24 protein-coding genes, 1 pseudogene and 1 other annotated feature are annotated in these 25,258 nt (G+C 54.6%); of the genes and pseudogenes, 5 read left to right on the top strand and 20 right to left on the bottom strand.

Annotated elements, in window-relative coordinates; genetic code table 11:
• Positions 1-10: 10 nt before the first annotated feature.
• Together ribF and ACMVME_RS11535 are read right to left on the bottom strand one after the other, a co-directional pair.
• Positions 11-949, bottom strand: coding sequence for a bifunctional riboflavin kinase/FAD synthetase (gene ribF, locus ACMVME_RS11540; RefSeq protein WP_014168574.1), 939 nt, complete (start codon positions 947-949; stop codon positions 11-13).
• Between the two features lie 7 nt (positions 950-956).
• Positions 957-1,175 (bottom strand): annotated as a pseudogene (locus ACMVME_RS11535) (DUF2575 domain-containing protein).
• Positions 1,176-1,277: 102 nt separating this feature from the next.
• On the opposite strand from ACMVME_RS11535, the gene rpsT reads away from it, so the two are divergent.
• Positions 1,278-1,541 (top strand): 30S ribosomal protein S20, encoded by a 264-nt coding sequence (gene rpsT / locus ACMVME_RS11530; protein ID WP_008502037.1) that lies wholly within the window; start codon positions 1,278-1,280, stop codon positions 1,539-1,541.
• A 59-nt stretch (positions 1,542-1,600) separates the two neighbouring features.
• On the opposite strand, the gene nhaR is transcribed toward rpsT, so the two are convergent.
• The 4 genes from nhaR to dnaK form a co-directional block, all read right to left on the bottom strand.
• On the bottom strand, positions 1,601-2,500 hold the full coding sequence (nhaR, locus tag ACMVME_RS11525; RefSeq protein ID WP_014168572.1) for a transcriptional activator NhaR: 900 nt from the start codon (positions 2,498-2,500) through the stop codon (positions 1,601-1,603).
• Between the two features lie 57 nt (positions 2,501-2,557).
• Positions 2,558-3,733: a Na+/H+ antiporter NhaA gene (nhaA, locus tag ACMVME_RS11520; RefSeq protein WP_014168571.1), complete on the bottom strand. Its 1,176-nt coding sequence runs from the start codon at positions 3,731-3,733 to the stop codon at positions 2,558-2,560.
• Between the two features lie 182 nt (positions 3,734-3,915).
• The gene (gene dnaJ / locus ACMVME_RS11515) at positions 3,916-5,061 is read right to left on the bottom strand and encodes a molecular chaperone DnaJ (protein ID WP_020882543.1); all 1,146 of its coding nucleotides are present in this window, start codon (positions 5,059-5,061) and stop codon (positions 3,916-3,918) included.
• An 87-nt stretch (positions 5,062-5,148) separates the two neighbouring features.
• Positions 5,149-7,062 carry a molecular chaperone DnaK gene (gene dnaK / locus ACMVME_RS11510; protein WP_014168568.1) on the bottom strand — a complete coding sequence of 638 codons (1,914 nt, stop codon included), beginning with the start codon at positions 7,060-7,062 and terminating at the stop codon, positions 5,149-5,151.
• Positions 7,063-7,359: 297 nt separating this feature from the next.
• On the opposite strand from dnaK, the gene satP reads away from it, so the two are divergent.
• Positions 7,360-7,926 carry an acetate uptake transporter gene (gene satP / locus ACMVME_RS11505; RefSeq protein ID WP_020882542.1) on the top strand — a complete coding sequence of 189 codons (567 nt, stop codon included), beginning with the start codon at positions 7,360-7,362 and terminating at the stop codon, positions 7,924-7,926.
• On the opposite strand, the gene ACMVME_RS11500 is transcribed toward satP, so the two are convergent.
• From ACMVME_RS11500 to tal, 3 genes are all read right to left on the bottom strand, one after another.
• The gene (locus ACMVME_RS11500) at positions 7,903-9,225 is read right to left on the bottom strand and encodes an MFS transporter (protein ID WP_068795223.1); all 1,323 of its coding nucleotides are present in this window, start codon (positions 9,223-9,225) and stop codon (positions 7,903-7,905) included. The genes satP and ACMVME_RS11500 overlap by 24 nt on opposite strands.
• A 122-nt stretch (positions 9,226-9,347) precedes the next feature.
• On the bottom strand, positions 9,348-9,935 hold the full coding sequence (mog, locus tag ACMVME_RS11495; RefSeq protein ID WP_020882540.1) for a molybdopterin adenylyltransferase: 588 nt from the start codon (positions 9,933-9,935) through the stop codon (positions 9,348-9,350).
• A gap of 111 nt (positions 9,936-10,046) precedes the next feature.
• Positions 10,047-11,000: a transaldolase gene (gene tal, locus ACMVME_RS11490; protein WP_014168563.1), complete on the bottom strand. Its 954-nt coding sequence runs from the start codon at positions 10,998-11,000 to the stop codon at positions 10,047-10,049.
• Between the two features lie 262 nt (positions 11,001-11,262).
• Between tal and ACMVME_RS11485 the strand changes: the two genes are divergently transcribed.
• Together ACMVME_RS11485 and yaaA are read left to right on the top strand one after the other, a co-directional pair.
• The gene (locus ACMVME_RS11485; RefSeq protein ID WP_032681687.1) at positions 11,263-12,693 is read left to right on the top strand and encodes an alanine/glycine:cation symporter family protein; all 1,431 of its coding nucleotides are present in this window, start codon (positions 11,263-11,265) and stop codon (positions 12,691-12,693) included.
• Positions 12,694-12,759: 66 nt separating this feature from the next.
• Complete coding sequence (gene yaaA / locus ACMVME_RS11480; RefSeq protein WP_025205476.1) at positions 12,760-13,533, top strand: peroxide stress protein YaaA; 774 nt, start codon at positions 12,760-12,762, stop codon at positions 13,531-13,533.
• A gap of 31 nt (positions 13,534-13,564) precedes the next feature.
• On the opposite strand, the gene ACMVME_RS11475 is transcribed toward yaaA, so the two are convergent.
• From ACMVME_RS11475 to yjjY, 7 genes are all read right to left on the bottom strand, one after another.
• Positions 13,565-13,864 (bottom strand): DUF2502 domain-containing protein, encoded by a 300-nt coding sequence (locus ACMVME_RS11475; protein ID WP_020882537.1) that lies wholly within the window; start codon positions 13,862-13,864, stop codon positions 13,565-13,567.
• Positions 13,865-14,075: 211 nt separating this feature from the next.
• A complete protein-coding gene (thrC, locus tag ACMVME_RS11470; RefSeq protein WP_025205477.1) occupies positions 14,076-15,362 on the bottom strand; it encodes a threonine synthase in 1,287 nt (428 codons plus the stop codon).
• A 3-nt stretch (positions 15,363-15,365) separates the two neighbouring features.
• Positions 15,366-16,295, bottom strand: coding sequence for a homoserine kinase (gene thrB / locus ACMVME_RS11465; RefSeq protein WP_014168558.1), 930 nt, complete (start codon positions 16,293-16,295; stop codon positions 15,366-15,368).
• Position 16,296: 1 nt separating this feature from the next.
• On the bottom strand, positions 16,297-18,759 hold the full coding sequence (gene thrA, locus ACMVME_RS11460) for a bifunctional aspartate kinase/homoserine dehydrogenase I (protein ID WP_014168557.1): 2,463 nt from the start codon (positions 18,757-18,759) through the stop codon (positions 16,297-16,299).
• 24 nt (positions 18,760-18,783) lie between these two features.
• Positions 18,784-18,901 (bottom strand) — a sequence feature (Thr leader region).
• Entirely contained in the window at positions 18,840-18,908 is a 69-nt protein-coding gene (gene thrL, locus ACMVME_RS11455; protein WP_015572623.1) for a thr operon leader peptide, read from the bottom strand. (Overlaps the previous feature by 62 nt.)
• 211 nt (positions 18,909-19,119) lie before the next feature.
• Positions 19,120-19,806 (bottom strand): tRNA/rRNA methyltransferase, encoded by a 687-nt coding sequence (locus ACMVME_RS11450; protein ID WP_068795224.1) that lies wholly within the window; start codon positions 19,804-19,806, stop codon positions 19,120-19,122.
• Positions 19,807-20,205: 399 nt separating this feature from the next.
• A complete protein-coding gene (gene yjjY / locus ACMVME_RS11445; RefSeq protein ID WP_001541509.1) occupies positions 20,206-20,346 on the bottom strand; it encodes a protein YjjY in 141 nt (46 codons plus the stop codon).
• Between the two features lie 95 nt (positions 20,347-20,441).
• On the opposite strand from yjjY, the gene arcA reads away from it, so the two are divergent.
• On the top strand, positions 20,442-21,158 hold the full coding sequence (arcA, locus tag ACMVME_RS11440) for a two-component system response regulator ArcA (protein ID WP_003856501.1): 717 nt from the start codon (positions 20,442-20,444) through the stop codon (positions 21,156-21,158).
• 44 nt (positions 21,159-21,202) lie between these two features.
• Here the strand turns inward: arcA and creD are convergent, their stop codons facing one another.
• Genes creD through creA form a run of 4 tightly spaced genes read right to left on the bottom strand, consistent with a single transcriptional unit; the run spans position 21,203 to position 25,210 of the window.
• Positions 21,203-22,555 carry a cell envelope integrity protein CreD gene (gene creD / locus ACMVME_RS11435; protein WP_068795225.1) on the bottom strand — a complete coding sequence of 451 codons (1,353 nt, stop codon included), beginning with the start codon at positions 22,553-22,555 and terminating at the stop codon, positions 21,203-21,205.
• 56 nt (positions 22,556-22,611) lie between these two features.
• On the bottom strand, positions 22,612-24,036 hold the full coding sequence (creC, locus tag ACMVME_RS11430; protein WP_068795226.1) for a two-component system sensor histidine kinase CreC: 1,425 nt from the start codon (positions 24,034-24,036) through the stop codon (positions 22,612-22,614).
• Positions 24,036-24,725, bottom strand: a complete 690-nt coding sequence (gene creB / locus ACMVME_RS11425) for a two-component system response regulator CreB (RefSeq protein WP_014168553.1) — start codon at positions 24,723-24,725, stop codon at positions 24,036-24,038. The genes creC and creB overlap by 1 nt, the downstream gene beginning before the upstream one ends.
• Positions 24,726-24,739: 14 nt before the next feature.
• Complete coding sequence (gene creA / locus ACMVME_RS11420) at positions 24,740-25,210, bottom strand: protein CreA (protein WP_014168552.1); 471 nt, start codon at positions 25,208-25,210, stop codon at positions 24,740-24,742.
• Positions 25,211-25,258: the final 48 nt, after the last annotated feature.

The raw sequence follows: 25,258 nt of genomic DNA, 5'->3' as shown, positions 1-25,258 counted from the left end.
ACGTAGGCATTTAAGCCGGGTTTACTCGCCCAAAAAACTCGCGGGCCGTTAATTCATCTCGCGCGATTTGCGCCTTTAGTTCATCCAGCGAAGCAAATCGCTGCTCATTGCGTATTTTTTTACGCAGTATCACATCTATATGGCGACCATAAAGGTCCATTACAACGTCCAGCAGGTGCACTTCTAATTGTTGACGGACACCAGCGACTGTAGGACGTGTGCCAATATTGGCGACACCGAAATACGGTTTATCGCCCAGACCAGCCACTTCCACCGCATATACCCCTTTAACCGGGGAGACCTGACGACGTAGCGGTATATTCGCCGTCGGGAAACCTATGGTGCGGCCCAGCGCATCGCCATGGACCACACGACCTGAAATGCTAAACGGATGTCCCAGCAGCGTTTCCGCCGTATCCAGTTCATCGTTGGCCAGCGCCTGACGCACCGCAGTGCTGCTAACCCGGACGCCGCCTTCGCAAAAGGTCATTGCGCTGGTGACATCAAAGCCGTACTCGAGGCCAGCCTTCTGTAATAGCAAGAAATCGCCCTGACGACCAGCGCCAAAGCGGAAATCATCCCCCACGGCCAGAAACTGCACGCCAAGGCGCCTGACCAGCAGGTCACTGACGAAATTTTGTGCTGTGAGCGCGGCAAAGCGGCGATCGAAACGCACGCACAATACGTAGTCCACCCCGGACTCTGCCAGGTAGCGCAACTTCTCGCGCAGGCGAGTGAGGCGAGCCGGTGATTTATCGCCGGCAAACAGCTCCAGCGGCTGCGGCTCAAAAATCATCACTACAACGGGCAGGCCACGCGCCTCCCCTTCTTTACGCAATCCCTGCAGCAGCGCCTGATGACCACGATGCACGCCGTCGAAATTACCAATGGTCAGCACGCACCCGTGCGGTGCTCTGCTGAGATTATGTATGCCGCGTATCAGCTTCATGTCTGGCTCAAAACAGTGAAAATCGCCAAAGTATACCTTGTACAGCGGTTAAGGTTAACCGGCGATTGTTCGCGCAAAACAGAAAGCCGTAATGATTTCATCAGGCTGACCTTTCACAGCAAAAAAATCTGCCCGTGAACTGCGTTTTTTGTGCCGAAAAGCTGTATTCACGAGCGACAAGCTGGTAGAATCCTGCGCCATCACTACGTAACGTAGCGTCGCCAATCAACGGCGCTTATTTGCACAAATCCATTGACAAAAGAAGGTATAGAGGGCATATTCCTCGGCCTTTGAATTGTCCACATAGATCATATTTGGGAGTTGGACCTTGGCTAATATCAAATCAGCTAAGAAACGTGCTATCCAGTCTGAAAAGGCTCGTAAGCACAATGCAAGCCGTCGCTCTATGATGCGTACTTTCATCAAGAAAGTATACGCAGCTATCGAAGCTGGCGACAAAGCTGCTGCGCAGAACGCATTTAATGAAATGCAACCAATCGTGGATCGTCAGGCTGCTAAAGGTCTGATCCACAAAAACAAAGCAGCGCGTCATAAAGCAAACCTGACCGCGCAGATCAACAAACTGGCTTAATCGCCACTTGTTGTTGCTTGTTTTAAAAGAACCCGCTTAACGCGGGTTTTTTTATATCTTCAGATTGCCGGTGGCGTAAACAGCGCCGAGTAGTCGCGGTTACAGATGCGCTGTACCGCCGGATGTTGAATCATCCTTTCTGCAAATATCGCGTGATACTCCTCCATCACGTTATCGACCCGGCCAATCTCCGTAATCTTGTTATCTGAATAGAGATCGTGCACGTACAGCGTCGGTGCAACGAAGATGGCGTTATGCGCCTCCCCGAAGGCTTTCATTAGCGCCGCATCGTCAAACTCGCCGAGGATCTCCACCTTCAGTCCCTGAGAGTTAAACCAGTTCAGCAGTTTGCGCCCAAGCATGGAACGCCGGCCTGGCACCAGCAAACGACGCTCCTCCAGACAGGCAGGAAACGGTTTTTCCGGCGGCGGGTTAATGCACCAGAAGCTGACCCCGCATTCGCCAATCTTCACCGAGAACAGCCCTTCCTGCTGCGTAGAGTCGATCGGGCAGTCCGAGATAATCATATCCAGCTTATGCTGGCTCAGCTGCTCCAGCAGCATCTCGTGCGTGGACTCAAAACAGCGCAGGTGGATTTGCTCATCTTCGACCACCGCCGCATCCAGCACGCCGCTGACCAGCCGTTTTGACAACGCATCCGCCACGCCGACGTCAAAGAGCAGGTTTGACTCTTTGCGGTAGTTAACGATATCCAGCATCTCCTGGCTTAAGGTGAACATCTTATCCGCGTAGCGGAAAACCAGTTCGCCCAGCTCACTTGGCTCAATCCCACGGCCCTTGCGCTTAAAGAGCTTGCCCTGCAGCCGCTCTTCCAGCGCTTTGATTTGCCCGGTGATGGTCTGCGGCGTCAGGTAGAGCGCCTCTGCCGCCCCCACGACCGAGCCCTGCTTATAGACGTGCCAGAAGTAGTAAAGGTGGTTGTAATTCAAATGAGACATCGTGTCTTCGCTCCCTGATCGTGTAGCGGGAGAAGGTGTTCTTCTCCCGGTTTCCTGTTATGCCTGAACGACCGGTCCGGACAGTTTGACCTTCAATAAGGTATAGCCAGTGACTGCGGCCAGTAACGATCCGATAAGGATACCCAGCTTCGCCCAGACGATAAGCTCAGGCGCATGGGCACCAAAAGCCAGCGTTGAGATAAAGATCGACATGGTAAACCCAATGCCACACAGCACGCCCACCGCCATGATCTGTTTAAACGTGGTACCGTGCGGCAGTGACGCCAGCTTCAGCTTCAGCGCGAGCCAGCAGAACAGGCTAATACCCAGCGGCTTACCAATAAACAGTCCGGCAATAATGCCCAGCGGCAACATTGAGGTCAGTCCCTCAAGGGTTACCCCTTCCAGCGAAACGCCTGCATTAGCGAAAGCAAACAGCGGCAGGATCATAAAGGCGACCCACGGGTGCAGTACATGCTCCAGCTGTTTGGCAGGCGATTTCCCCTCCTGCGGCTTAAGCGGAACGAAGAAGCCGACGATGACCCCAGCGAGCGTAGCGTGCACGCCTGATTTCAGTACCGCGGTCCACAGCACCATCCCCACCAGCACGTAGATCCCGATGCGACGCACGTTGCAAATGTTCAACAGCGCCAGTACCGCAATCGCTCCTGCGGCAACGCTCAACGACAGGATCGACAGGTCGCTGGTGTAGAACAGCGCAATAATGACAATCGCGCCCAGGTCATCAATGATCGCCAGCGCCATCAGGAAGATTTTCAGTGCCACCGGCACGCGGCTTCCCAACAAGGCCAGCACACCCAGGGCAAACGCGATATCCGTTGCTGCCGGAATAGCCCAGCCATGACGCGATACCGGATCCTGCCAGGTGAACGCCAGGAAGAGCAACGCCGGAATGACCATCCCCCCGAATGCGGCAATCACCGGGAACGCAGCACGCTGACGGCTGGCAAGCGAGCCCAGGACCAGCTCACGCTTAACCTCCAGTCCTACCAGCAGGAAAAACACGGCCATCAGTGCATCGTTGATCCACAGCAGCATGTTCTTGTTAATTTCCAGCGCCCCGACTTTTAGCTCGACGGGAGTTTCCAGAAACGCGTGGTAAAAGTCGCGTGTGAACCCCATATTGGCCAGCGCCATCGCGGCCGCAGCGGCAATAATCAGGATGATGCCGCCTGATGCTTCACTGCTAAAAAAACGGTGTATTAATTTCACGTAGGCTCTCTCTTACAGCAATACTTCGGTAAAACCATAATACCAGGCCAAACAGCTCGGCAAAAGCAGATTAATGTTGAGTATATATTCAGTTTTACCGAATGATAGCCATGAGGACAGCTACAAAAAGAAAAAGCCCGAAATCGCTTCCGGGCTTTTTGAGATGAACACCAGCTAACGGATCAGCGGGTCAAATCGTCGAAGAATTTTTTGACGCCATCGAAGAAGCTTTTGGAGCGCGGGCTGTTTTTCTCACCCGTCGGGCCGCCAAAACTTTCCTGCAGCTCTTTCAGCAGCTGTTTCTGCTTGTCGTTCAGGCCAACCGGGGTTTCAACCACCACGCGGCACAGCAGGTCGCCCTGCGCACCACCGCGAACGGATTTAACACCTTTACCACGCATGCGGAACAGCTTGCCGGTCTGGGTTTCGCCTGGAACCTTCAGATTGACGCGACCATCAAGCGTTGGCACTTCAATTTCGCCACCGAGTGCCGCCATGGCGAAGTTGATGGGCACTTCACAGTACAGGTTGTTGCCTTCACGCTCAAAGATGGCGTGCTGCTTGACCTGAACCTGAACGTACAGATCGCCTGCCGGTGCACCGTGCTCGCCGGCCTCACCTTCACCTGCCAGACGGATACGGTCGCCCGTGTCCACGCCTGCCGGGATTTTAACGGACAGCGTCTTGGTTTTCTCAACGCGACCATGACCGTGGCATTTTGTGCAGGGGTCTTTAATCAGCGTACCGCGACCATGACAGTGCGGACACGCCTGCTGCACGGCGAAGAAGCCCTGACGCATCTGCACCTGACCGGAACCGTGACAGGTTGGACAGGTTTGCGGCTGGGTGCCTGCTTTCGCGCCGCTGCCGTGGCAAACGTCACACTCTTCCAGCGTCGGAATACGGATCTCTTTGGTGACGCCACGTACGGCCTCTTCCAGCGTCAGATCCATGTTGTAGCGCAGGTCGGCGCCGCGCGCCGCGCGCTGACGGCCACGACCGCCGCCAAAAATGTCGCCGAAAACATCGCCAAAGATATCGCTGAAGTCAGCGCCGCCGCCAAAGCCGCCGCCACCGAATCCACCGCCGCCCATGCCGCCTTGTTCGAAGGCTGCGTGGCCGTACTGGTCATAGGCCGCACGTTTCTGTGCATCGGTCAGGACTTCGTAGGCTTCTTTGATCTCTTTAAATTTGGCTTCAGCCTCTTTGTCACCCTGGTTGCGGTCCGGGTGGAATTTCATGGCCAGGCGCTTATACGCCTTTTTGATTTCACGCTCTTCCGCAGTTTTCGGAACGCCTAAAATCTCGTAATAGTCTTGCTTTGCCATTGGTTTTTTTAAGCCCCTTAACATGCGAGCACGGGCGTGGAGAGTTCTCCTACGCCCGTGCCGATTAATTACCCTGCATCAGGGCGATTATTTTTTGTCTTTCACTTCTTCGAACTCAGCGTCGACAACGTCGTCGTCTTTCGCGTTGTTCTGAGAAGCGTCAGCGCCAGCCTGCTGTTGGGCGTGCTGCTGCTGAGCGATTTCCATCAGCTTCTGAGAAGCCTGTGCCAGCTCCTGCATCTTCGCTTCGATATCCGCTTTGTCTTCGCCTTTCAGAGACGTTTCCAGCGCGCTCAGTGCAGCTTCGATAGCCGTTTTGTCTTCAGCTGGCAGTTTATCGCCGGCTTCTTCAACCTGCTTACGGGTGCTGTGCAGCAGATGGTCGCCCTGGTTGCGGGTCTGAACCAGCTCTTCGAACTTACGGTCAGATTCCGCGTTCGCTTCTGCTTCACGAACCATTTTCTGGATCTCTTCTTCGTTCAGACCGGAAGAGGCCTTAATGGTGATCTTCTGCTCTTTACCGCTGTTTTTGTCTTTCGCGGAAACGTGCAGGATACCGTCAGCATCGATATCGAAGGTTACTTCGATCTGCGGCATACCGCGTGGCGCCGGGTTGATGCCATCCAGGTTGAACTGACCCAGTGACTTGTTATCCGCCGCACGCTTACGCTCACCCTGCAGCACATGGATGGTTACTGCAGACTGGTTGTCTTCAGCAGTAGAGAACACCTGGCTGTGCTTAGTAGGGATAGTGGTGTTTTTGGTGATAAGCGCCGTCATCACACCGCCCATGGTTTCGATACCCAGAGACAGCGGGGTAACGTCCAGCAGCAGAACGTCTTTCACATCACCCGTCAACACACCACCCTGAACGGCAGCACCGATAGCCACTGCTTCGTCCGGGTTAACGTCTTTACGTGGCTCTTTACCAAAGAATTCAGCCACTTTCTTCTGAACCATTGGCATACGGGTCTGGCCACCGACGAGGATAACGTCGTTGATATCAGACACGGACAGTCCAGCATCCTGCAGAGCGACTTTCAGTGGCTCGATGGAACGGTTCACCAGGTCTTCTACCAGGCTTTCCAGTTTCGCACGGGTCACTTTAATGTTCATGTGTTTAGGACCGGTCGCGTCTGCAGTGATATACGGCAGGTTCACGTCGGTCTGCTGAGCGGAAGACAGTTCGATCTTCGCTTTCTCAGCGGCTTCTTTCAGGCGCTGCATTGCCAGCGGGTCGTTACGCAGGTCAATGCCCTGATCTTTCTTAAACTCGTCAACGAGGTAGTTGATCAGACGGGTATCGAAGTCTTCACCACCCAGGTGGGTATCACCGTTGGTTGCCAGAACTTCGAAGGTTTTTTCGCCATCAACTTCGTCGATTTCGATAATAGAGATATCGAAAGTACCACCACCCAGGTCGTAAACCGCGATAGTACGGTTGCCAACTTCTTTATCCAGACCGTAAGCCAGTGCCGCTGCGGTTGGTTCGTTGATGATACGTTTTACTTCCAGACCTGCAATACGGCCAGCATCTTTCGTTGCCTGACGCTGAGCATCGTTGAAGTAAGCAGGAACGGTGATAACAGCTTCAGTTACCGGTTCACCCAGGTAATCTTCTGCGGTTTTCTTCATTTTTTTCAGCACTTCCGCAGAGATCTGCGGTGGTGCCGTTTTGGTGCCTTTCACATCAAGCCATGCATCGCCGTTATCTGCTGCGATGATTTTGTAAGGCATGATAGAAACGTCACGCTGAACTTCTTCGTCCTGGAAGCGGCGGCCAATCAGGCGTTTAATCGCAAACAGGGTATTTTGCGGGTTTGTCACTGCCTGACGTTTAGCCGGCTGACCAACCAGAGTTTCACCATCCTGGGTATAAGCAATGATAGAAGGCGTGGTGCGATCGCCCTCGGCGTTCTCCAGCACGCGTGCGGTAGTGCCATCCATAATCGCTACACAAGAGTTGGTAGTACCCAGGTCGATACCAATAATTTTACCCATCTAAACGTCTCCACTTAAAATTCAGTCAACATGTGGTTGTGTACCTGTAATAAGGGCAGAACGTGCTTTTTCAACTGCCCACAATTGATTTTTTTCAGGTCCACACACTGCGGTTGACTACAAGATGGGGTCGCGCCAGCGTCCATCAAGGGGGAACGGTAAAAAAAATTTTTAATTTCACCCTGATGAGATCATAGACGGCATTGATTGCGCCCATTATGATGCCGCGCCCCGTCAGGGAGAACTGACGCGGGTTTAACCATTTCACCATATTAATGATGATTTTTTTGAGGACTTATGGGCAACACTAAGTTGGCTAATCCGGCTCCGCTGGGCCTGATGGGTTTTGGCATGACCACTATCCTGCTGAACCTGCACAACATCGGGATGTTCCCGATGGATGGCATTATCCTGGCGATGGGCATTTTTTACGGCGGTATCGCGCAAATCTTCGCGGGCCTGCTGGAATATAAGAAAGGCAACACCTTCGGCTTAACCGCATTTACCTCTTATGGTTCTTTCTGGCTGACCCTGGTCGCGATCCTGCTGATGCCTAAAATGGGCCTGGCAGACGCGGCAAACGCACATTTCCTGGGCGTTTACCTTGGTCTGTGGGGCGTCTTCACGCTGTTTATGTTCTTCGGCACCCTGAAAGGTAACCGCGCACTGCAGTTTGTTTTCCTGAGCCTGACCGTGCTGTTCGCCCTGCTGGCGATCGGCCACCTCGTGGATAACGAAAGCATCGTGCATATTGCCGGCTGGATTGGTCTGGTGTGCGGCGCAAGCGCTATCTACCTGGCAATGGGTGAAGTGCTGAACGAGCAGTTTGACCGCACCATTCTACCGATTGGTGAAAAACACTGATCCATCTGTCGTGTCCGCCTCGCGGGCACGACATCCCTGTTTCTGCCGAAGCCAAATGCCTAACACCAGCCCCATCACCGACAGCGCGAGCACATACCAGGCGGGTGCCATCGGGGATACTCCCATCAACACCGTGACCGCAATCGGCGTCAGCCCGCCAAAGATGGCGTAAGAGACGTTATAGGAAAAAGAGATCCCGGTGAAGCGGACCTCTGGCGGAAAAGCTCGCACCATCACATACGGCACTGCACCGACAACCCCCACGCACAGCCCGACCGTACCGTAGAGCAGGAACAGCTGTTGAGGATGGCTGCCTGCCAGGTGGTAAAACGCCCAGCTCGACGCAGCCAGCAGCAGGCTGCCGATGATGAAAGTCAGGCCGGCACCGATACGATCAACGGCCAGCCCCGCGGCCAGACAGCCAAAGCAGAGCATAATGGTGGCGATACTGTTTGCCTGCAACGTTACCGCCGGCGCAAAACCGTACTGCTTTTGCAGCCATACCGGAGACATTAAGATAACGACCACGATGCCCGCCGACAGCAGCCAGGTGAGCAGCATCGACACCACAACCGCGCTTCGGTGGCGCACCACCACGGCTTTTACCGGCAACTCCTGCGCCAGCGCCTTGCGCTGCTGCATCTCAAGGAAAATGGGTGTCTCCTGCAGCCAGCGGCGAAGATACATCGCCACCAGGCCAAACGCCCCGCCGAGCAGGAACGGTACGCGCCATCCCCAGTCGTGAACCGCCTGTTGCGTCATGCTGGTATTCACGATAGTGGCCACCACTGAACCGAGGAGGATACCGACAGTCAGCCCCGCCGTTAAGGTTCCACAGGCGATGCCGATGCGGCGCGCCGGCACATGCTCCGCCACAAACACCCAGGCCCCCGGCACTTCGCCGCCAATTGCCGCCCCCTGAAGAATGCGCATCAGCAACAGCAGCAGCGGAGCAACAATGCCCATTGAGGCGTAAGTGGGCAGCAGACCAATGGCCAGCGTCGGCACGGCCATCAGTAAAATGCTGAGCGTGAACATCTTCTTACGCCCGACCAGGTCACCAAAGTGGGCCATCACAATGCCACCCAGCGGTCGTGCCAGATACCCGGCGGCAAAAATGCCGAAGGTTTGCACCTGGCGCAACCACTCCGGGATATCTGCCGGGAAGAAAAGCTCCCCCACCACGGCGGCGAAGAAGACGAAGATGATAAAGTCGTAAAACTCCAGCGCACCGCCTAAGGCCGCGAGCGTGAGGGTTTTATAGTCCTGTCGATTCAGAGGTCGGGTGTTATGTGACATAGCGAACCATTCGGCTTGTGTTGTGGATTTATTTTTACAGCAAACGTAAAGAAAAAATTACTATACCGTAAAACCCTTACCACGCCACCGTCGCTTCAGCTAATGTCACATATTGATTAATTTCAGGAGATTGTCTCGCGACGAGCGTTTTTCGGACGAAAAGCTGCTACCACTTTCTCATCGGTCTCCACATACGGACCGTCAAGCAACTGTATACAATACGGTACACTTGCAAAAATCCCGTGCACGATCACGCTGCCATCTTCCGCTTTCAGTCCTTCAAGCGTCTCTTTGATGGACTTCGGCTGGCCCGGCAAATTCAGAATCAATGCCTGCTTGCGGATTACCCCGACCTGACGGGAGAGGATCGCCGTCGGGACAAAGTGTAGACTGATCTGGCGCATCTGCTCACCGAAGCCAGGCATCTCACGATCGGCAACCGCCAGCGTGGCATCCGGAGTGACGTCCCGGCGCGCGGGCCCGGTGCCTCCCGTGGTCAATACCAGGTGGCAGCTCATCTCATCCACCAGCTCACAGAGTGTCTGTTCGATAATTGGCTGTTCGTCAGGGATCAGGCGGGTCTGGATCTCAAAGGGGGTTGTCAACGCACTGCCCAGCCATTCTTCCAGCGCGGGGATGCCTTTATCCTGATAAACACCGCTGGAGGCGCGGTCAGAAATCGACACTAAGCCGATGCGTAAGGTATTCATATCCATTCCATTCAAAAAAGTACTGATTAAAGGGAATGATACACGCAGAGGGGAAATTCAGACAGAGTACGAAAGAAGTAGCGTGACCGGGGACCCGGTCACGCAGAATGATTACAGCAGGTCGCCGATCATTTTTTCCAGTTTTTCCTGGTCGATAGCAAACTTACGGATACCGTCCGCCAGTTTATCTACAGCCATTGGATCCTGGTTATGCTGCCACAGGAACTCAGATTCAGTGATGCGCTCCGGACGCGCTTTCACTTCACCGGTGTAGGACAGTTTACGCTCGATAGCACCTTCGCTTTCAGCCAGCTCTTTCAGCAGTGCCGGGGCGATGGTCAGGCGGTCACAGCCAGCCAGTTCGATGATTTCACCTACGTTACGGAAGCTTGCGCCCATCACCACAGTCTCATAACCGTGCTGTTTGTAGTATTCGTAGATTTCGGTCACGGAAACGACGCCTGGATCTTCAGATGCCGCGTACTCTTTCTTATCCGTGTTGGCTTTGTACCAGTCCAGAATACGGCCAACGAATGGAGAAATCAGGTATACGCCGGCTTCCGCACATGCACGCGCCTGTGCGAAGGAGAACAGCAGCGTCAGGTTACAGTTGATACCGTCTTTTTCCAGCTGTTCAGCTGCACGAATACCCTGCCAGGTTGACGCCAGTTTGATCAGGATGCGGTCATTGCTGATGCCGGCATCGTTGTACATTTTGATCAGACGTTTTGCTTTGGCGATAGACGCTTCGGTGTCGTAGGAGAGACGTGCGTCAACTTCGGTAGAGATGCGGCCAGGAACCAGTTTCAGAATTTCCAGACCAATGTTCACGGCCAGTTTATCAGTGGCATCAACAACCTGCTGCGCGCGGTCGTTGCTCTGTGCTTTCGCCCAGGTCACTGCGTCGTCAATCAGTTTGCGATACTCAGGGATCTGTGCGGCGTTAAGGATCAGAGAAGGGTTGGTGGTGGCATCCTGCGGCTGGTACAGCTTCATTGCCGCGATATCTCCGGTGTCAGCTACGACAGTGGTGAACTGACGAAGGGAGGTCAATTTATCCGTCATGATAGTGTTTCTCTTTTAACGTGCCCTGGATAATTCACGCTACCGACAGCATGCCTGCAGCGGAAAAATGACAGGTTTACTTGTTAGGGGGATGTAACCGGTCTGCCCTGATGATAACACGACGGAGGGGTAGCGCAACCGCAGACAGTGCGCTTAGACAGAGTATGATAAACTCAGAATATTAACAGGCTGCTAAGTAACAGCATGTCCAATCAGTGGTAGCGCTTACATATTCATTTTGGCATCAACAAGAGGGACGTTAATGCCTGATTTCCTTTTCTTTATTAATGAAGTCCTTTGGGGTTCGATAATGATATACCTGCTGCTGGGTGCAGGTATTTGGTTTACGCTACGCAGCGGGTTTATCCAGTTTCGTTATATTCGCAAATTTGGCAGAAGTCTGAAAAACAGCGTCACGCCCCAGCCGGGCGGATTAACCTCTTTCCAGGCCCTCTGCACCAGCATTGCAGCACGCCTCGGCAGCGGTAATATGGCAGGGGTGGCACTGGCCATCAGCGCCGGTGGCCCGGGCGCTGTTTTCTGGATGTGGGTCACGGCCCTTATCGGGATGGCCACCTCCTTTGCCGAAAGCGCCCTCGCCCAACTCTACAAAGAAAAAGATAAAAACGGACAGTTTCGCGGCGGCCCGGCCTGGTACATGGCGCGTGGCTTAGGAATGCGCTGGATGGGCGTGCTGTTTTCGCTGTTTTTACTGCTCGCCTACGGTCTGATTTTCAATACCGTTCAGGCGAATTCTGTCGCCCATGCCTTGCGCTATGCCTTTGCGTGTCCGGAGTGGATCACCGGGCTTGTTTTAGCCCTCTGTATCCTGCTGACCATTTCGACCGGCCTAAAAGGTGTCGCCCGCCTGATGCAGTGGTTGGTACCGGTCATGGCGCTGCTGTGGGTTGCCGCCAGCCTGTTCGTCGCCGCACGGCATATCGAGCAGGTGCCGGAAGTGATTGCAACCATCTTCAAAAGCGCATTTGGCTGGCGCGAGGCGGCATCGGGCGCACTGGGCTATACGTTCAGCCAGGCGCTGATGTCGGGCTTTCAGCGCGGAATGTTCTCCAATGAAGCCGGTATGGGATCAACGCCCAATGCCGCAGCCGCCGCCGCGTCCTGGCCGCCCCACCCGGCGGCACAAGGCATTGTTCAGATGATTGGCGTTTTTACGGACACCATTATTATCTGTTCCGCCAGCGCCATGATCCTGCTGCTGGCTGGCCCGGTACCTCACTCATCGGAAACAGCCGGCATACAACTGCTTCAGCAGGCACTCGTGAATCTGACGGGCGGCTGGGGAGCCGGGTTTGTCTCGCTCATCCTGCTGTTATTCGCCTTCAGCTCGATTGTTGTGAATTACCTCTACGCCGAAAATAACCTTATTTTCCTGAAAGTGGACTCCCGCCGTATGATCACGCTGCTGCGCCTCGGGGTGATACTGATGGTGTTAGCAGGTTCGCTGCTCAGCATGCCGCTGGTCTGGCAACTGGCGGATGTCTTTATGGCGCTCATGGCCATCACTAACCTGACGGCGATCCTGCTGCTCTCACCCGTGGTTACGCTTATCGCACGGGACTATCTTCGTCAGCGCAAACTGGGCGTACCGCCGGTCTTTGATGCCTCGCGCTATCCCGACATCCAGGCGCAAATTGCGCCTGGCACCTGGGATGATTTGCCACGGCAATAACAGCTATCGATCAATTGAGGGCGATTTTTTGCTAAAGTCGCTCTAAATTTCCTGCAAGGACTGGATATGCTGATTCTGATTTCACCTGCTAAAACGCTCGATTACCAGAGCCCGCTCGCCACCGAGCGCTATACCCAGCCTGAACTGCTGGACTATTCGCAACAGCTGATTCACGTCGCGCGTAAGCTCTCTGCGCCACAAATTGCCTCGCTGATGAGCATCAGCGACAAACTGGCGGATCTTAACGCGACCCGTTTCCACGAGTGGCACCCGGACTTCACGCCGAACAACGCCCGCCAGGCGCTTCTGGCGTTTAAAGGTGATGTGTATACCGGCCTGCAGGCGGAAGATTTTAGCGAAGCCGATTTCGACTTCGCCCAGCAGCATCTGCGCATGTTGTCAGGTCTGTACGGCGTGCTGCGCCCGTTGGATCTGATGCAGCCGTATCGTCTGGAGATGGGTATCCGCCTGGAAAACCCTAAAGGCAAAGATCTGTACCATTTCTGGGGCGATATCATCACCGACAAACTGAACGCTGCGCTGCGTGCTCAGGGCGATAATGTGGTGATCAATCTGGCCTCCGATGAATACTACAAATCGGTGAAGCCGAAAAAGCTGGATGCGGAAATTATCAAGCCCGTTTTCCTCGATGAGAAAAACGGCAAGTTCAAGGTCATCAGCTTCTACGCCAAAAAAGCGCGTGGGCTGATGAGCCGCTACATCATTCAGAACCGCCTGACGAAGCCGGAGCAACTGACTGGCTTCAACAGCGAAGGCTACTTCTTCGATGAAGAAGCGTCGGGAAAAGGCGAACTGGTGTTTAAGCGCCACGAGCAGTAAAACAAACCCCGCCAGATGGCGGGGTTTTGCATTAATGGTGTTTCCAGTCCGGGCCAGGACGCGGGTCGTCGTGACGATCGTGATGGTGGTCATCATGATGACGATCGTGATGCTCGTCATGTGGGCGCCAGTGATTATCGCGCCAGTCATAGTGAGCCTTCCACCAGTCATGGTCGCGCCAGCGGCCACCATCCCAGTAGTGACCACGATTATCCTGATCGCCAATCTGCAGTTTTACCGCAGGGACGAGGGTGATTTCAGAGGCCTGAACCGCCATCGGAGCGACCAGCATCATTGAAAGCACCAGCAGAGCAGGTTTCAGTTTAGACATAGGTGACTCCTTATTCATTTACCCGATGTGGGCCGATGTAAGGAGAATACGTGAGGAGGACGGGGGATGTTATTCTCTGCAATCCTAATCGCTAAGTGACCGCATTTATTGGGAATTTCTGCTTTTTTACTGCTATTTTTCTCCTTAATTTCTCCATAAAAAAAGCCGGGTAAGTTTCACCTTACCCGGCCTGCATAGGGTGACAGAACCGTTATCCGCGCGTCATCATCAACTTACGCAGCGCGGCGAAATCCGCGGGCAGTTCATGCGAAAGCAGCGGCAGATCCGCACGCTCGGCCAGCTCTTTTGGCAGCGGCAGCGTTTCACCCAGAATCACTTCCACGCTCTCTTTGAACTTCGCCGGATGAGCCGTTCCCAGGAACAGGCCATACTCCCCCGGATTCAGCTGATCGCGCAGCGCACGGTAGGCGATCGCCGCATGCGGTTCAGAGGTGTACCCCACCGCTTTCAGCTCACGCATGGTGGCTTTGGTGGTCTCATCCGTCACCGCGGCATAACCCAGATCGCCCAGACGCCAGACCTTACGGCGGAACAGCTCTTCCACACGCGGCCAGTTGTTCGGCTGGCTTACGTCCATCGCATTCGAAAGCGTCGCCTGCGTGGCGTTCGGCGCCCATTTACCGTCTTTCAGGAAGCGCGGCACGGTGTCGTTGGCGTTAGTGGCGGCGATAAAGCGTTTTACCGGCAGGCCGAGCGATTTCGCCAGCAGGCCCGCCGTCAGGTCACCAAAGTTGCCGCTTGGTACGGAGACGACCAGCTGATTGCGCGCCTCCTGTGGCAGTTGTGCAACCGCTTCGAAGTAGTAGCAGATCTGCGCCAGCAGACGGCTGATGTTAATGGAGTTCGCCGAGTTCAGACCCAGCGCCACTTTCAGCTCTTCATCATCGAAGGCCTGCTTGACCAGCGCCTGGCAGGCATCGAAATCGCCGTCAATCGCCACGGTTTCAATGTTGCCCCCGAGCGTACAGAACAGTTTTTCCTGCAGCGGACTGATTTTGCCTTTCGGGTAGAGGATCACCACGCGAACGTTCTTCAGACCATAGAACGCATGGGCAACGGCCGCACCGGTATCGCCGGAGGTCGCTGTCAGAATCGTTACCGGTTTGTCGCCGCTGATGTGAGTCAGCATCTGCGCCATAAAGCGGCCACCGAAGTCTTTAAACGCCAGGGTTGGACCGTGGAACAGCTCAAGGCAGCCGACATCCGGCTCAACCTGCTTAACCGGTGCCGGGAAAGCGAACGCTGCACGCACGCGCTCTTCCAGCAGCTCCTGCGGGATTTCATCGCCGATAAAGGCAGAGAGAATTTTAGTGCTGCGGGTGACAAAATCCTGCTTCAGCAGTTCATCAATGTCGGTCAGCTGAAATTCCGGCAGGTCATGGGGGAAGAACAGCCCCTGATTTTTGCCCAGTCCCTGAGTCACCGCCTGCGCGAAGCTGACCTGCTCGTTATGATCTTTAAGGTTGTAGAGTTTCATTCGTTATCCCAGTACTCGTGCGCCAGCCGTGTCCAGACGGCAAATATGAACAAAGCCTTCCTGATTTTGCAGGTAGTGTTTAGAGAGCCAGTCCGCCACGCGCTGCGCCGTGTCTGGCTTATCACACAGGGCGAACAGCGTCGGGCCGGAGCCGGAGATACCGCACGCCAGTGCGCCGGTATCCATTGACGCCTGTCGCGCCTCGTTAAAGCCAGGCAGCAGCTTAGTGCGGTACGGCTCGGCGATAACGTCTTTCATTAATTTTGCTGCCAGCTGCGGCTGACGGGTGTAGCAGGCGTGAATAAAGCCGGCCAGATGACGTCCGTGAGCGATACAGTCCTGACGACGATACTGCGCAGGCAGGATCGCACGCGCTTCAGCGGTGGATACCTTAATGCCGGGATAGGCCAGCACCCACAGCCACTCATCAAACCCTGGCACCTGCTGGCTGATGATGCCATTTTCTTCAATCATCAGCTGCATACCGCCGAGGAAGCAGGGGGCGACGTTGTCATAATGAATGCTGCCGGAGATGCGCCCTTCCAGCTCGCCCATTAACCCGAGCAGACGGTTATTATTCAGTGGCTTGCCGCAGTGCTCATTCATGGCCACCAGCCCGGCGACCACGGAGCAAGCGCTGGAACCCAGACCAGAGCCAATCGGCATACTTTTTTCCAGCGTCATGGCGACCGGCACATTTTTGCCGATCTCCTGACAGAACCGCTCCCAGCACTGATAAACGATATTCTCGCGCGGGTCTGTCGGCAGTTTGCTGGCGAAGCGGCCCACGTTATTCAGGCTAAAGCTCTCTGCCGCTTCAACCGTTACCGTATCGCCCAGCAGCGAACCATCCACCGGCGTCACCGCCGCACCCAGCACATCAAATCCGACGCTCATGTTGGCGCTGGAAGCCGGGGCATAAACTTTCACCATGTTAAACTCCTAACTTCCATGACAGGGTACGCAGCAAATCGGCAAATACACCCGCCGCGGTAACATCATTCCCTGCGCCATAGCCGCGAAGCACCAGCGGCAGTGGCTGATAATAGTGGCTGTAAAACGCGAGGGCGTTTTCGCCGTTTTTTACTTTGAACAGCGGGTCGTTGCCATCCACTTCAGCAATCTTCACGCGGCACATACCATCGTCTTCAATATTGCCAACATAGCGCAATACCTTACCTTCATCACGGGCTTTCGCAACGCGTGCGGCAAAGGCGTCGTCTAGCTGCGCTAAATTGGCCATAAAGGTGTTCACGTCACCGCTGTCGTCAAACCCGGCAGGCAGAACAGGCTCAATCACGATATCGGAAAGCTCCAGCTCACGGCCCGTTTCACGCACCAGTATGAGCAACTTACGCGCCACATCCATACCGGAGAGATCGTCTCGCGGATCCGGCTCGGTGTACCCCAGTTCACGCGCGGCACGGGTCGCTTCCGACAGGCTCATGCCCTCATCCAGCTTGCCGAAGATAAACGACAGCGAGCCGGAAAGAATGCCGGAGAAACGCTGCAGTTCATCCCCCGCGTTCAGCAGGTTTTGCAGGTTCTCGATCACCGGCAGGCCCGCGCCCACGTTGGTGTCGTAGAGGAACTTACGCCGTGACTTGCTCGCCGCCAGACGCAGCTGGTGATAGTAATCCATCGACGAGGTGTTGGCCTTTTTGTTTGGCGTCACCACGTGGAAACCTTCGCGCAGGAAATCGGCGTACTGATCGGCCACCGCCTGGTTCGAGGTACAATCGACAATGACCGGGTTAAGCAGGTGATACTCTTTCACCAGACGGATTAACCGGCCCAGATTAAAGGGCTCTTTGGCATCATTCAGCTCAGCCTGCCAGTTTTCCAGGTTCAGGCCATGAACGTTGGTCAGCAGCGCTTTTGAGTTCGCGATACCGCACACGCGCAGATCAATGTGCTTTTTCTTCAACCACTCCTGCTGACGCTTCACCTGCTCCAGCAGCGCGCCACCCACACCGCCCACGCCAATCAGGAACAGCTCGATCACCTGATCGGTGTTGAACAGCATCTGATGAACCACGCGAACGCCGGTTGTCGCATCGTCGTTGTCAACGACCACCGAGATTGAACGCTCAGATGACCCCTGGGCAATGGCCACAATGTTGATGTTGGCCCTGGCCAGCGCGGCAAAGAATTTGGCCGAGATACCGCGCAGCGTACGCATACCGTCGCCCACCACCGAGATAACCGCCAGGCGTTCCTGGATAGAAAGCGGCTCCAGCAGCTCTTCTTTCAGCTCAAGGTAAAACTCTTCTTCCAGCGCACGACGGGCGCGCAGGCAATCCCCCTGCGGTACGCAGAAGCTGATGCTGTATTCAGAAGAGGACTGAGTGATCAGCACAACCGAGATACCGTTGCGGGACATGGCCGCGAAAACGCGGGCCGCCATACCGACCATGCCTTTCATTCCCGGGCCGGAAACGCTGAACATGGCCATATTGTTCAGGTTAGAAATGCCTTTCACCGGCAGGCCGTCTTCATCGGTACTGGCACCAATCAGCGTGCCTGGCGCTTGCGGGTTACCGGTGTTTTTAATCAGGCAAGGGATCTGGAACTGGGCAATGGGAGAGATGGTGCGAGGGTGAAGAACTTTAGCGCCGAAGTAGGAAAGCTCCATCGCTTCCTGGTATGACATCGACTTCAGCAGCCTGGCGTCCGGTACCTGGCGCGGATCGCAGGTGTATACACCGTCGACGTCAGTCCAGATCTCACAACAGTCGGCGCGCAAACAGGCTGCCAGCACGGCAGCAGAGTAGTCGGAGCCGTTACGGCCCAGTACGACAAGTTCACCCTTCTCGTTTCCGGCGGTGAAGCCCGCCATCAGGATCATATGGTCAGACGGAATTTTGCTCGCGGCAATGCGGCGGGTTGATTCGGCTATATCAACGGTAGACTCGAGGTAGTGACCCACTGCCAGCAGTTTTTCAACGGGATCGATAACCGACACATTGTGGCCACGCGCTTCCAGCAGGCCCGCCATGATGGCAATCGACAATTTTTCACCACGGCAGATTAACGCCGCGTTGATGCTGTCCGGGCACTGACCTAAAAGGCTGATACCGTGCAGCACGTGTTTGATTTGGGCGAACTCTTGCTCAACAAAGGATTTCAGCTGTGCGAGCGGGAAACCCGGCTGCGCCTCCGCCAGTCCCTGCAGCAGCTCAGCGAAGATACGCTCGGCGTCGCTCAAGTTCGGGAGTGCATCCTGGCCACCGATGGTCTTTTCAATCATCGCCACCAGGTGGTTGGTGATTTTTGCCGGGGCAGAGAGCACGGTCGCGACCTGCCCCTGCCTGGCGTTGCTCTCCAGGATATCGGCAACACGCAGAAAACGTTCTGCATTTGCCACTGATGTACCGCCGAACTTCAACACTCGCATGGTTCTACCTCGTTTCCTTTAGCCGAAAAAAAAGCCCGCACTGTTTGGGTGCGGGCTTTTTTCTGTTTTTCCTGTACGCGTCAGCCCGCATCATTTCCTGTGGTAATGATGATGGTTGTTGTAATGGTGGTGATGCTGATGCGTTTCATGGATGTTGTGTACTCTGTCATTATTATCTGTCTGTGCTGTATTCTTTTAGGGTTAAAGGATTGGGCACCTTAAGTCAATGAATTTTTAATTTGATCACAATTCGGGACGCTCTTACGTCCCGCTGCTTGCAGATTTATTTTCATCCGATTCCCCCAGACGCACCCCACCCAGACAGACGGATACGCCATAGTAAAAACTTATGACAGCATTTTACTCGGCCAATTTTTTTTCAATATCATGCAGCAAACGGTGCAACATTGCCGTGTCTCGCTGCTCAAGACGCCCAAGTCGCTGATGCAGCCAGTCCGCCATTTTTTGATCTTCCTCGACACCGAGTTGTAATAACAGTTGGTCAACGCGAGCGCGCAGCGCGGCCAGCTGGTTTTCATCTGCCCCTTCAGCCTGGGGTTGAGGAATTTGTATTAGGGAGGCTAATTGATAGCAATACACCATTACCGCCTGGCCTAAATTTAGCGACGGATAATCCGCCACCATCGGCGCACCGGTCAGGACGTCCGCCAACGCCAGCTCCTCGTTCGTCAGACCGGAATCTTCCCGCCCAAAGACCAGCGCGGCCTTCGTCAGCCACTGGCTTTTCTCCGTTAACATCGGCACCAGTTCCGCCGGCGTGGCGTAATAGTGGAACTTTGCCCGGCTGCGTGCCGTGGTCGCCACGGTAAAAGAAATGTCGTGCAGCGCAGCGGCGAGCGTGTCGTAAGTGGTTATATTATCGAGAATATCCCCTGAACCGTGCGCCACCCAACGGGCCGCGGGCTCGAGGTGCGCCTGGCTGTCCACGATGCGAAGATCGGTAAACCCCATGGTCTTCATGGCACGCGCCGCAGCGCCTATATTTTCGGCTCTGGCTGGGGCGACCAGTACAATCGACAGATGCATTTATGCTCTCTTTTTAATCAGTTAGCGGGTAAAAATGTGATGCACTTCAACATATTACGCGGCGCGAATTTACAAAAATGCAACACAAATCACCGAAATAGCGTTTCAGAACAAATTAAAAACGCTAAACTATTTTGTGGCTGAACAATCAGTTAGAATGTTAACAGAAGGCTATTATCCTTATGTTTTATAATGGTAATGACCTCATGAATACTCTTTTCTGATTGGATTCGTATCGTTTATAAATCAAGGTACGCAACTAGTTGGTTTATTGAAAAATTGTGACAAAGGCTAGCATTCGGCTACGATGATTTCATCAAACTGTTAACGTGCTACAATTGAACTTGATATATGTCAACGAAGCGTAGTTTTATTGGGTGTCTGGTGTCACTTAGCCTGTTATGTTGCTGTTAAAATGGTTAGGATGACAGCCGTTTTTGACACTGTCGGGTCCAAAGGGAAAGTACCCACGACCAAGCTAATGATGTTGTTGACGTTGATGGAAAGTGCATCAAGAACGCAATTACGTACTTTAGTCACGTTAGGCCGGTCATGTTAATTTGCGACATGCATCAGGCAGGTCAGGGACTTTTGTACTTCCTGTTTCGATTTAGTTGGCAATTTAGGTAGCAAACATGCAGACCCCGCACATTCTTATCGTTGAAGACGAGTTGGTAACACGCAACACGTTAAAGAGCATTTTCGAAGCAGAAGGCTACGATGTCTTTGAAGCGACCGATGGCGCAGAGATGCATCAGATCCTTTCTGAAAATGATATCAACCTGGTGATCATGGATATCAACCTGCCGGGCAAAAACGGCCTTCTTCTGGCGCGCGAACTGCGTGAACAGGCGAACGTCGCGTTAATGTTCCTGACAGGCCGTGATAACGAAGTTGATAAAATCCTTGGCCTGGAAATCGGTGCGGATGACTACATCACTAAACCGTTTAATCCACGCGAGTTAACCATTCGTGCACGCAACCTGCTGTCCCGCACCATGAACCTGGGCACGGTCAGCGAAGAGCGTCGTAGCGTAGACAGCTACAAGTTCAACGGCTGGGAACTTGATATCAATAGCCGTTCACTGATTAGCCCGAACGGTGAGCAGTATAAACTGCCGCGCAGTGAATTCCGCGCGATGCTGCACTTCTGTGAAAATCCGGGCAAAATTCAGTCCCGTGCAGAACTGCTGAAGAAAATGACCGGCCGTGAGCTGAAGCCGCACGACCGTACCGTAGACGTGACCATCCGTCGTATCCGTAAACATTTCGAATCTACGCCTGATACGCCGGAAATTATCGCCACTATTCACGGTGAAGGTTATCGTTTCTGCGGCGACCTGCAGGAGTAATCCGGCAACTGAAGTAAAAAAAAACGGCGCTTTCGCGCCGTTTTTTATTTCCAGACTCGCATCGTATCCGCATCAGATTCAACGGGGGGGACAGGACGCTTCGGCTGAGAGAGTGAATACCAGTCAAGGTGACGCGTCAGGTACATGACCGCAAACAGTGCCATCGCCAGTACGGCAGCTCCCAGCAGCAACGCGCTGTCCTCAGAACGCAGCAGGAACCACATCACGACATCCAGCCCCAGCAGCGCCAGAATAAACACCCCGCTTCGCCTCCAGCTTTTCAGTACCGCCTGCAGGTACACACCATTCATCATCGCGCCGACAAGGCTTGCCATAATCCAGGCCGGCGTAAACCCGACATGCTCAGACAGGGCAAGTAAGACGAGATAGAAGAGGACCAGCGACAACCCCACCAGCAGATACTGCATTGGGTGCAGACGCAATCCGGTGAGGGTTTCGAACACGAAGAAGGCCATAAACGTCAGGGCAATCAGTAAAATAGCGTACTTGATCGCGCGGTCTGTTAGTTGGTACTGATCCGCTGGCGTGGCAACCGTCACGCTAAAGGCCGGGATAGAACTCCACTCCGGTGACTCGCCCTCGGCGAACCAGCTTTGCATGTTGTTAGCAAACCAGCTGCTCTGCCAGTTTGCCTGGAAACCAGACTCGCTAATCTGATGCTTAACAGGCAAGTAGTATCCCATAAATCCCGGGTGCGGCCAGTTACTGCTCAGCGTCATTTCGCTATTACGCCCGACAGGCACCACCGCAAAACTGCCCGTCCCCGCCAGGTTAAACGACATATCAAGGGCGAGCGTTTTCGGCTCAAGGGCTTTATCACTCAGCGGAATATGAATACCGGCAAGTGTGCCATACACGCCGGTTCCCGGTTCTACGCTGAGCGCCTCACCGTTGATTTTTGCGACCTTCACCGTACCAATGCCCCGGGCATCACCCACGCCAATCACCAGGAATGGTTGCCCCAGCGTCATGGTTTCGCCCTTCAGCTGCGCCATTTTCTCCGTCGAAAACTGCGCTTTTATTTTGAGATCGGTGTTCCAGATTTGCCCGTCATAAATACCGATGCTTCTGGACTCCACGTGCTGATTTCCCTCAACGAGCAGAGATTCCGGCAGGATAAAGTGCAGGTAGCTTTTTTTGTATTCGACCTTTTTCTCATCCTCAAGTTTGTAAAAAACCTCGGTGACAGGAATGGCAATCAGCGGCCCTACCAGCTTTTGCGGCCCGCTGGTGCTTTGGCGAAGCGAGTGTTCAACATCGTTACGGTAGCTCTCACGCTCCGAAATCAGGTTACTGACCATAAAGAGCGGGACTAACAACAGCAGAATGCACCCCAGCAGGGTGCTTACTTTCCAGAACAGGGGGGATTTCATCATTACGTCTCCTTTGTGATGAGGAGAGCGTACCGGGGCTATGTGGGGCCAGTTTGAAGTTATGTGAAGTGACGGTGAAGTGTCAGCGTGGCTTTCACGCCGCCTTCTGGTTGGTTATGCAGAGCAATGTCCCCCTGATGCAGACGCGCCACCTCCTGCACGAATGCCAGACCCAGCCCGCTGCTTTTCAACCCGTTCTCGCGAGGGAGCGAGTAAAAACGTTCAAAAATACGCGCCATGGCATAGTCCGGGATCCCGCTTCCGCTGTCGCTTACGGTAAGCCGAATCTCGGTTGGCGTCTCCTCGGCAGCCAGCTGAAGCGTCCCGCCCTGTGGAGTAAAATCGATGGCATTATCCAGCAAATTGCCCAGCGCCTGTTCAAGCAGCTCGGGGTCACCCTGCACCTGCAGCGAAGTGGGCTGGCAGGTCAGGATGATATTTTTCGCCGTGATAACGGCGGAGCGTGAATCCGCAAGCCGTGAAAACAGCGTGCTGATACTCACGCTCTCCGGCTCTATCTCTACCCGGTTTTCAAGACGCGCCTGAGAGAGCAGTTTTTCCACCAGCGACTGCATACGCGCGTTTTGCACCAGAATATTATCGATAAACCGCGCGGCCACCGCCGGCGGCGGCTGCTCATTAAGGATCTCTGCCGCGCCGCGGATCGCCGCCAGCGGGCTTTTGAGTTCGTGAGTAAGCGCATGCACATAATGCTCGATGTAATTCTTACCCTCGAGGCGAATGCGCATATTTTCCAGCGCCTGCGCCAGCTTTCGTAGCTCACTGCTGCCGGGGTTAGGCAGCGGGAGAGGCGTGTCCGTGGTCACCGCATCGGCGTAGCGCGACAATCTGCCAATGGAACGATTGATCCATCCCGCCACCAGCAGACCAATCAGCAGGGCAATGCCGAGCAGCGCCCCACCCGCCCACAGGATCCGCCGCTCGCTACGGTGAATAACCGGTGCCATGGCGCTGTTAGGTTTTCCGACCGACAGCACGCCGATAATGTTGCCCCTGTCCATGACCGGTGCGGCAACATACATCACCGTACTTTCCGGATCGTCAGGGTTGCTCTGGGTGCTGCGCGCGCCATATTCCCCGCGAAGCGTCAGCCAGACGTCATTCCAGCGGGAGTAGTCTTTTCCTACCGCCAGGCCCGCCGAATCAAACACCACCTTGCCCGTGGCGTCGGTCATGTAGACGTGGTACTCGTTGCGGACTTTATGAATGCCGCCAATGTTGGCGCGAAACGGCCGCTGATGGAGCCGTGAAAAGGCCTGAGCCAGCTTGCCCTGCTGCGGATTGCCTGCGAGCAGGTCGTCTCGCCCCACTTCCGCCAGAAGGGTCGCGGTGTCAATCAGCGTGCCTTCGGTGGCTCTGCGCACGCCGGGCTTGACCTCCTGCACGAAGATAGACAGCACAAACCACGCGGCGATAGCGACAATCAGGAAATAGCCCAGCAGCAGACGCATGCCAATACGCATTAATAAAGCCCCAGACTGTAACCCATCCCGCGATGGGTACTGATGGGCGAAAGCCCGTCATTGACCGCGCGCAGCTTGGCGCGCAAGGTTTTGATATGCGTATCCACGGTACGATCGAAGCTATCGCCGTCTTCGCCCCACACTTTGTCCATAAGCTGCTGGCGAGAAAAGACCCGGCCCGGCGCCTGCAACAATGTTTTGAGCAGCAGGAACTCGTAGCGCGTGAGCGGTAAAGGCTCCCCATACCAGCTGATTCTGGCGGCGGGTTCGTTCAGTTCAAACTGCCCGATACGCACGATCTCGGCGGGGGCGGTGGATTTTTGTAACCGCCGTAGAATAGTCCTCACCCGGGCACAGACTTCACGCGGGGAGAAGGGTTTAGCGACATAATCATCCGCGCCCATCTCCAGCCCGAGCAGCTTATCCACCTCGTCACTTCGCGCCGTCAGGAAGAGGATCGGCAGTGACGGATGCTGCGCCAGAAGCTGACGGCAGAGTTCAAAGCCGCTGATGTCAGGCAACCCGACATCCAGAATCGCCAGCGCGGGGACCTGCCGCCGCGCCTCTTCCAGTACCGGTAACCCACGCCCGAAAGCCTTCACCGCAAACCCCTCCTGCTGAAGCATGTAGAGTAGCGTGTCGGCGATACTGATTTCGTCCTCAACCAGCCAGACCAGAGGTTGCTGCATGATTCATCCCTGAATTAGTGCCACGGCATGATCGGCACGGCGCTGATGGCGTTTTTCGGTGAACCTTCAACCACTTTGTCGGAATAGGCCAGATAGGCGAGCGTGTTGCGTTTGGCATCATAAAAACGCACCACCTGCAGCTTTTTAAACACTAGCGAGGTCCGTTTCTGGAAAACCACGTCGCCCTGCGCTTTGCCGTTTTTGATTTTGTCACTCAGCTCCACAGGACCGACCTGCTGGCAGGAGATTGCCGCATCGGAGGTATCTTCAGCCAGCCCAAGCCCGCCTTTAATGCCCCCGGTTTTCGCCCGACTAACGTAGCAGGTGACGTTTTTCACGTCCGGATCGTCAAACGCCTCCACCACAATCTTGTGGTCCGGGCCGAACACTTTGAAAACGGTATCGACAGAACCAATCTGTTCCGCCTGCGCGGCGTGCCCCACCGTCAACATCAGGGCAGTGAAGATCAAAGTCTTGTATTTCATATTGTTACCATTTTTAAGAATTACGCTGAGCGATTATTCAACACTGTA

It is taken from the genome of Enterobacter cloacae complex sp. 2024EL-00711, assembly GCF_047529885.1.
GTDB lineage: Bacteria > Pseudomonadota > Gammaproteobacteria > Enterobacterales > Enterobacteriaceae > Enterobacter > Enterobacter ludwigii.
This window is presented reverse-complemented; position numbering and strand designations above follow the sequence as displayed.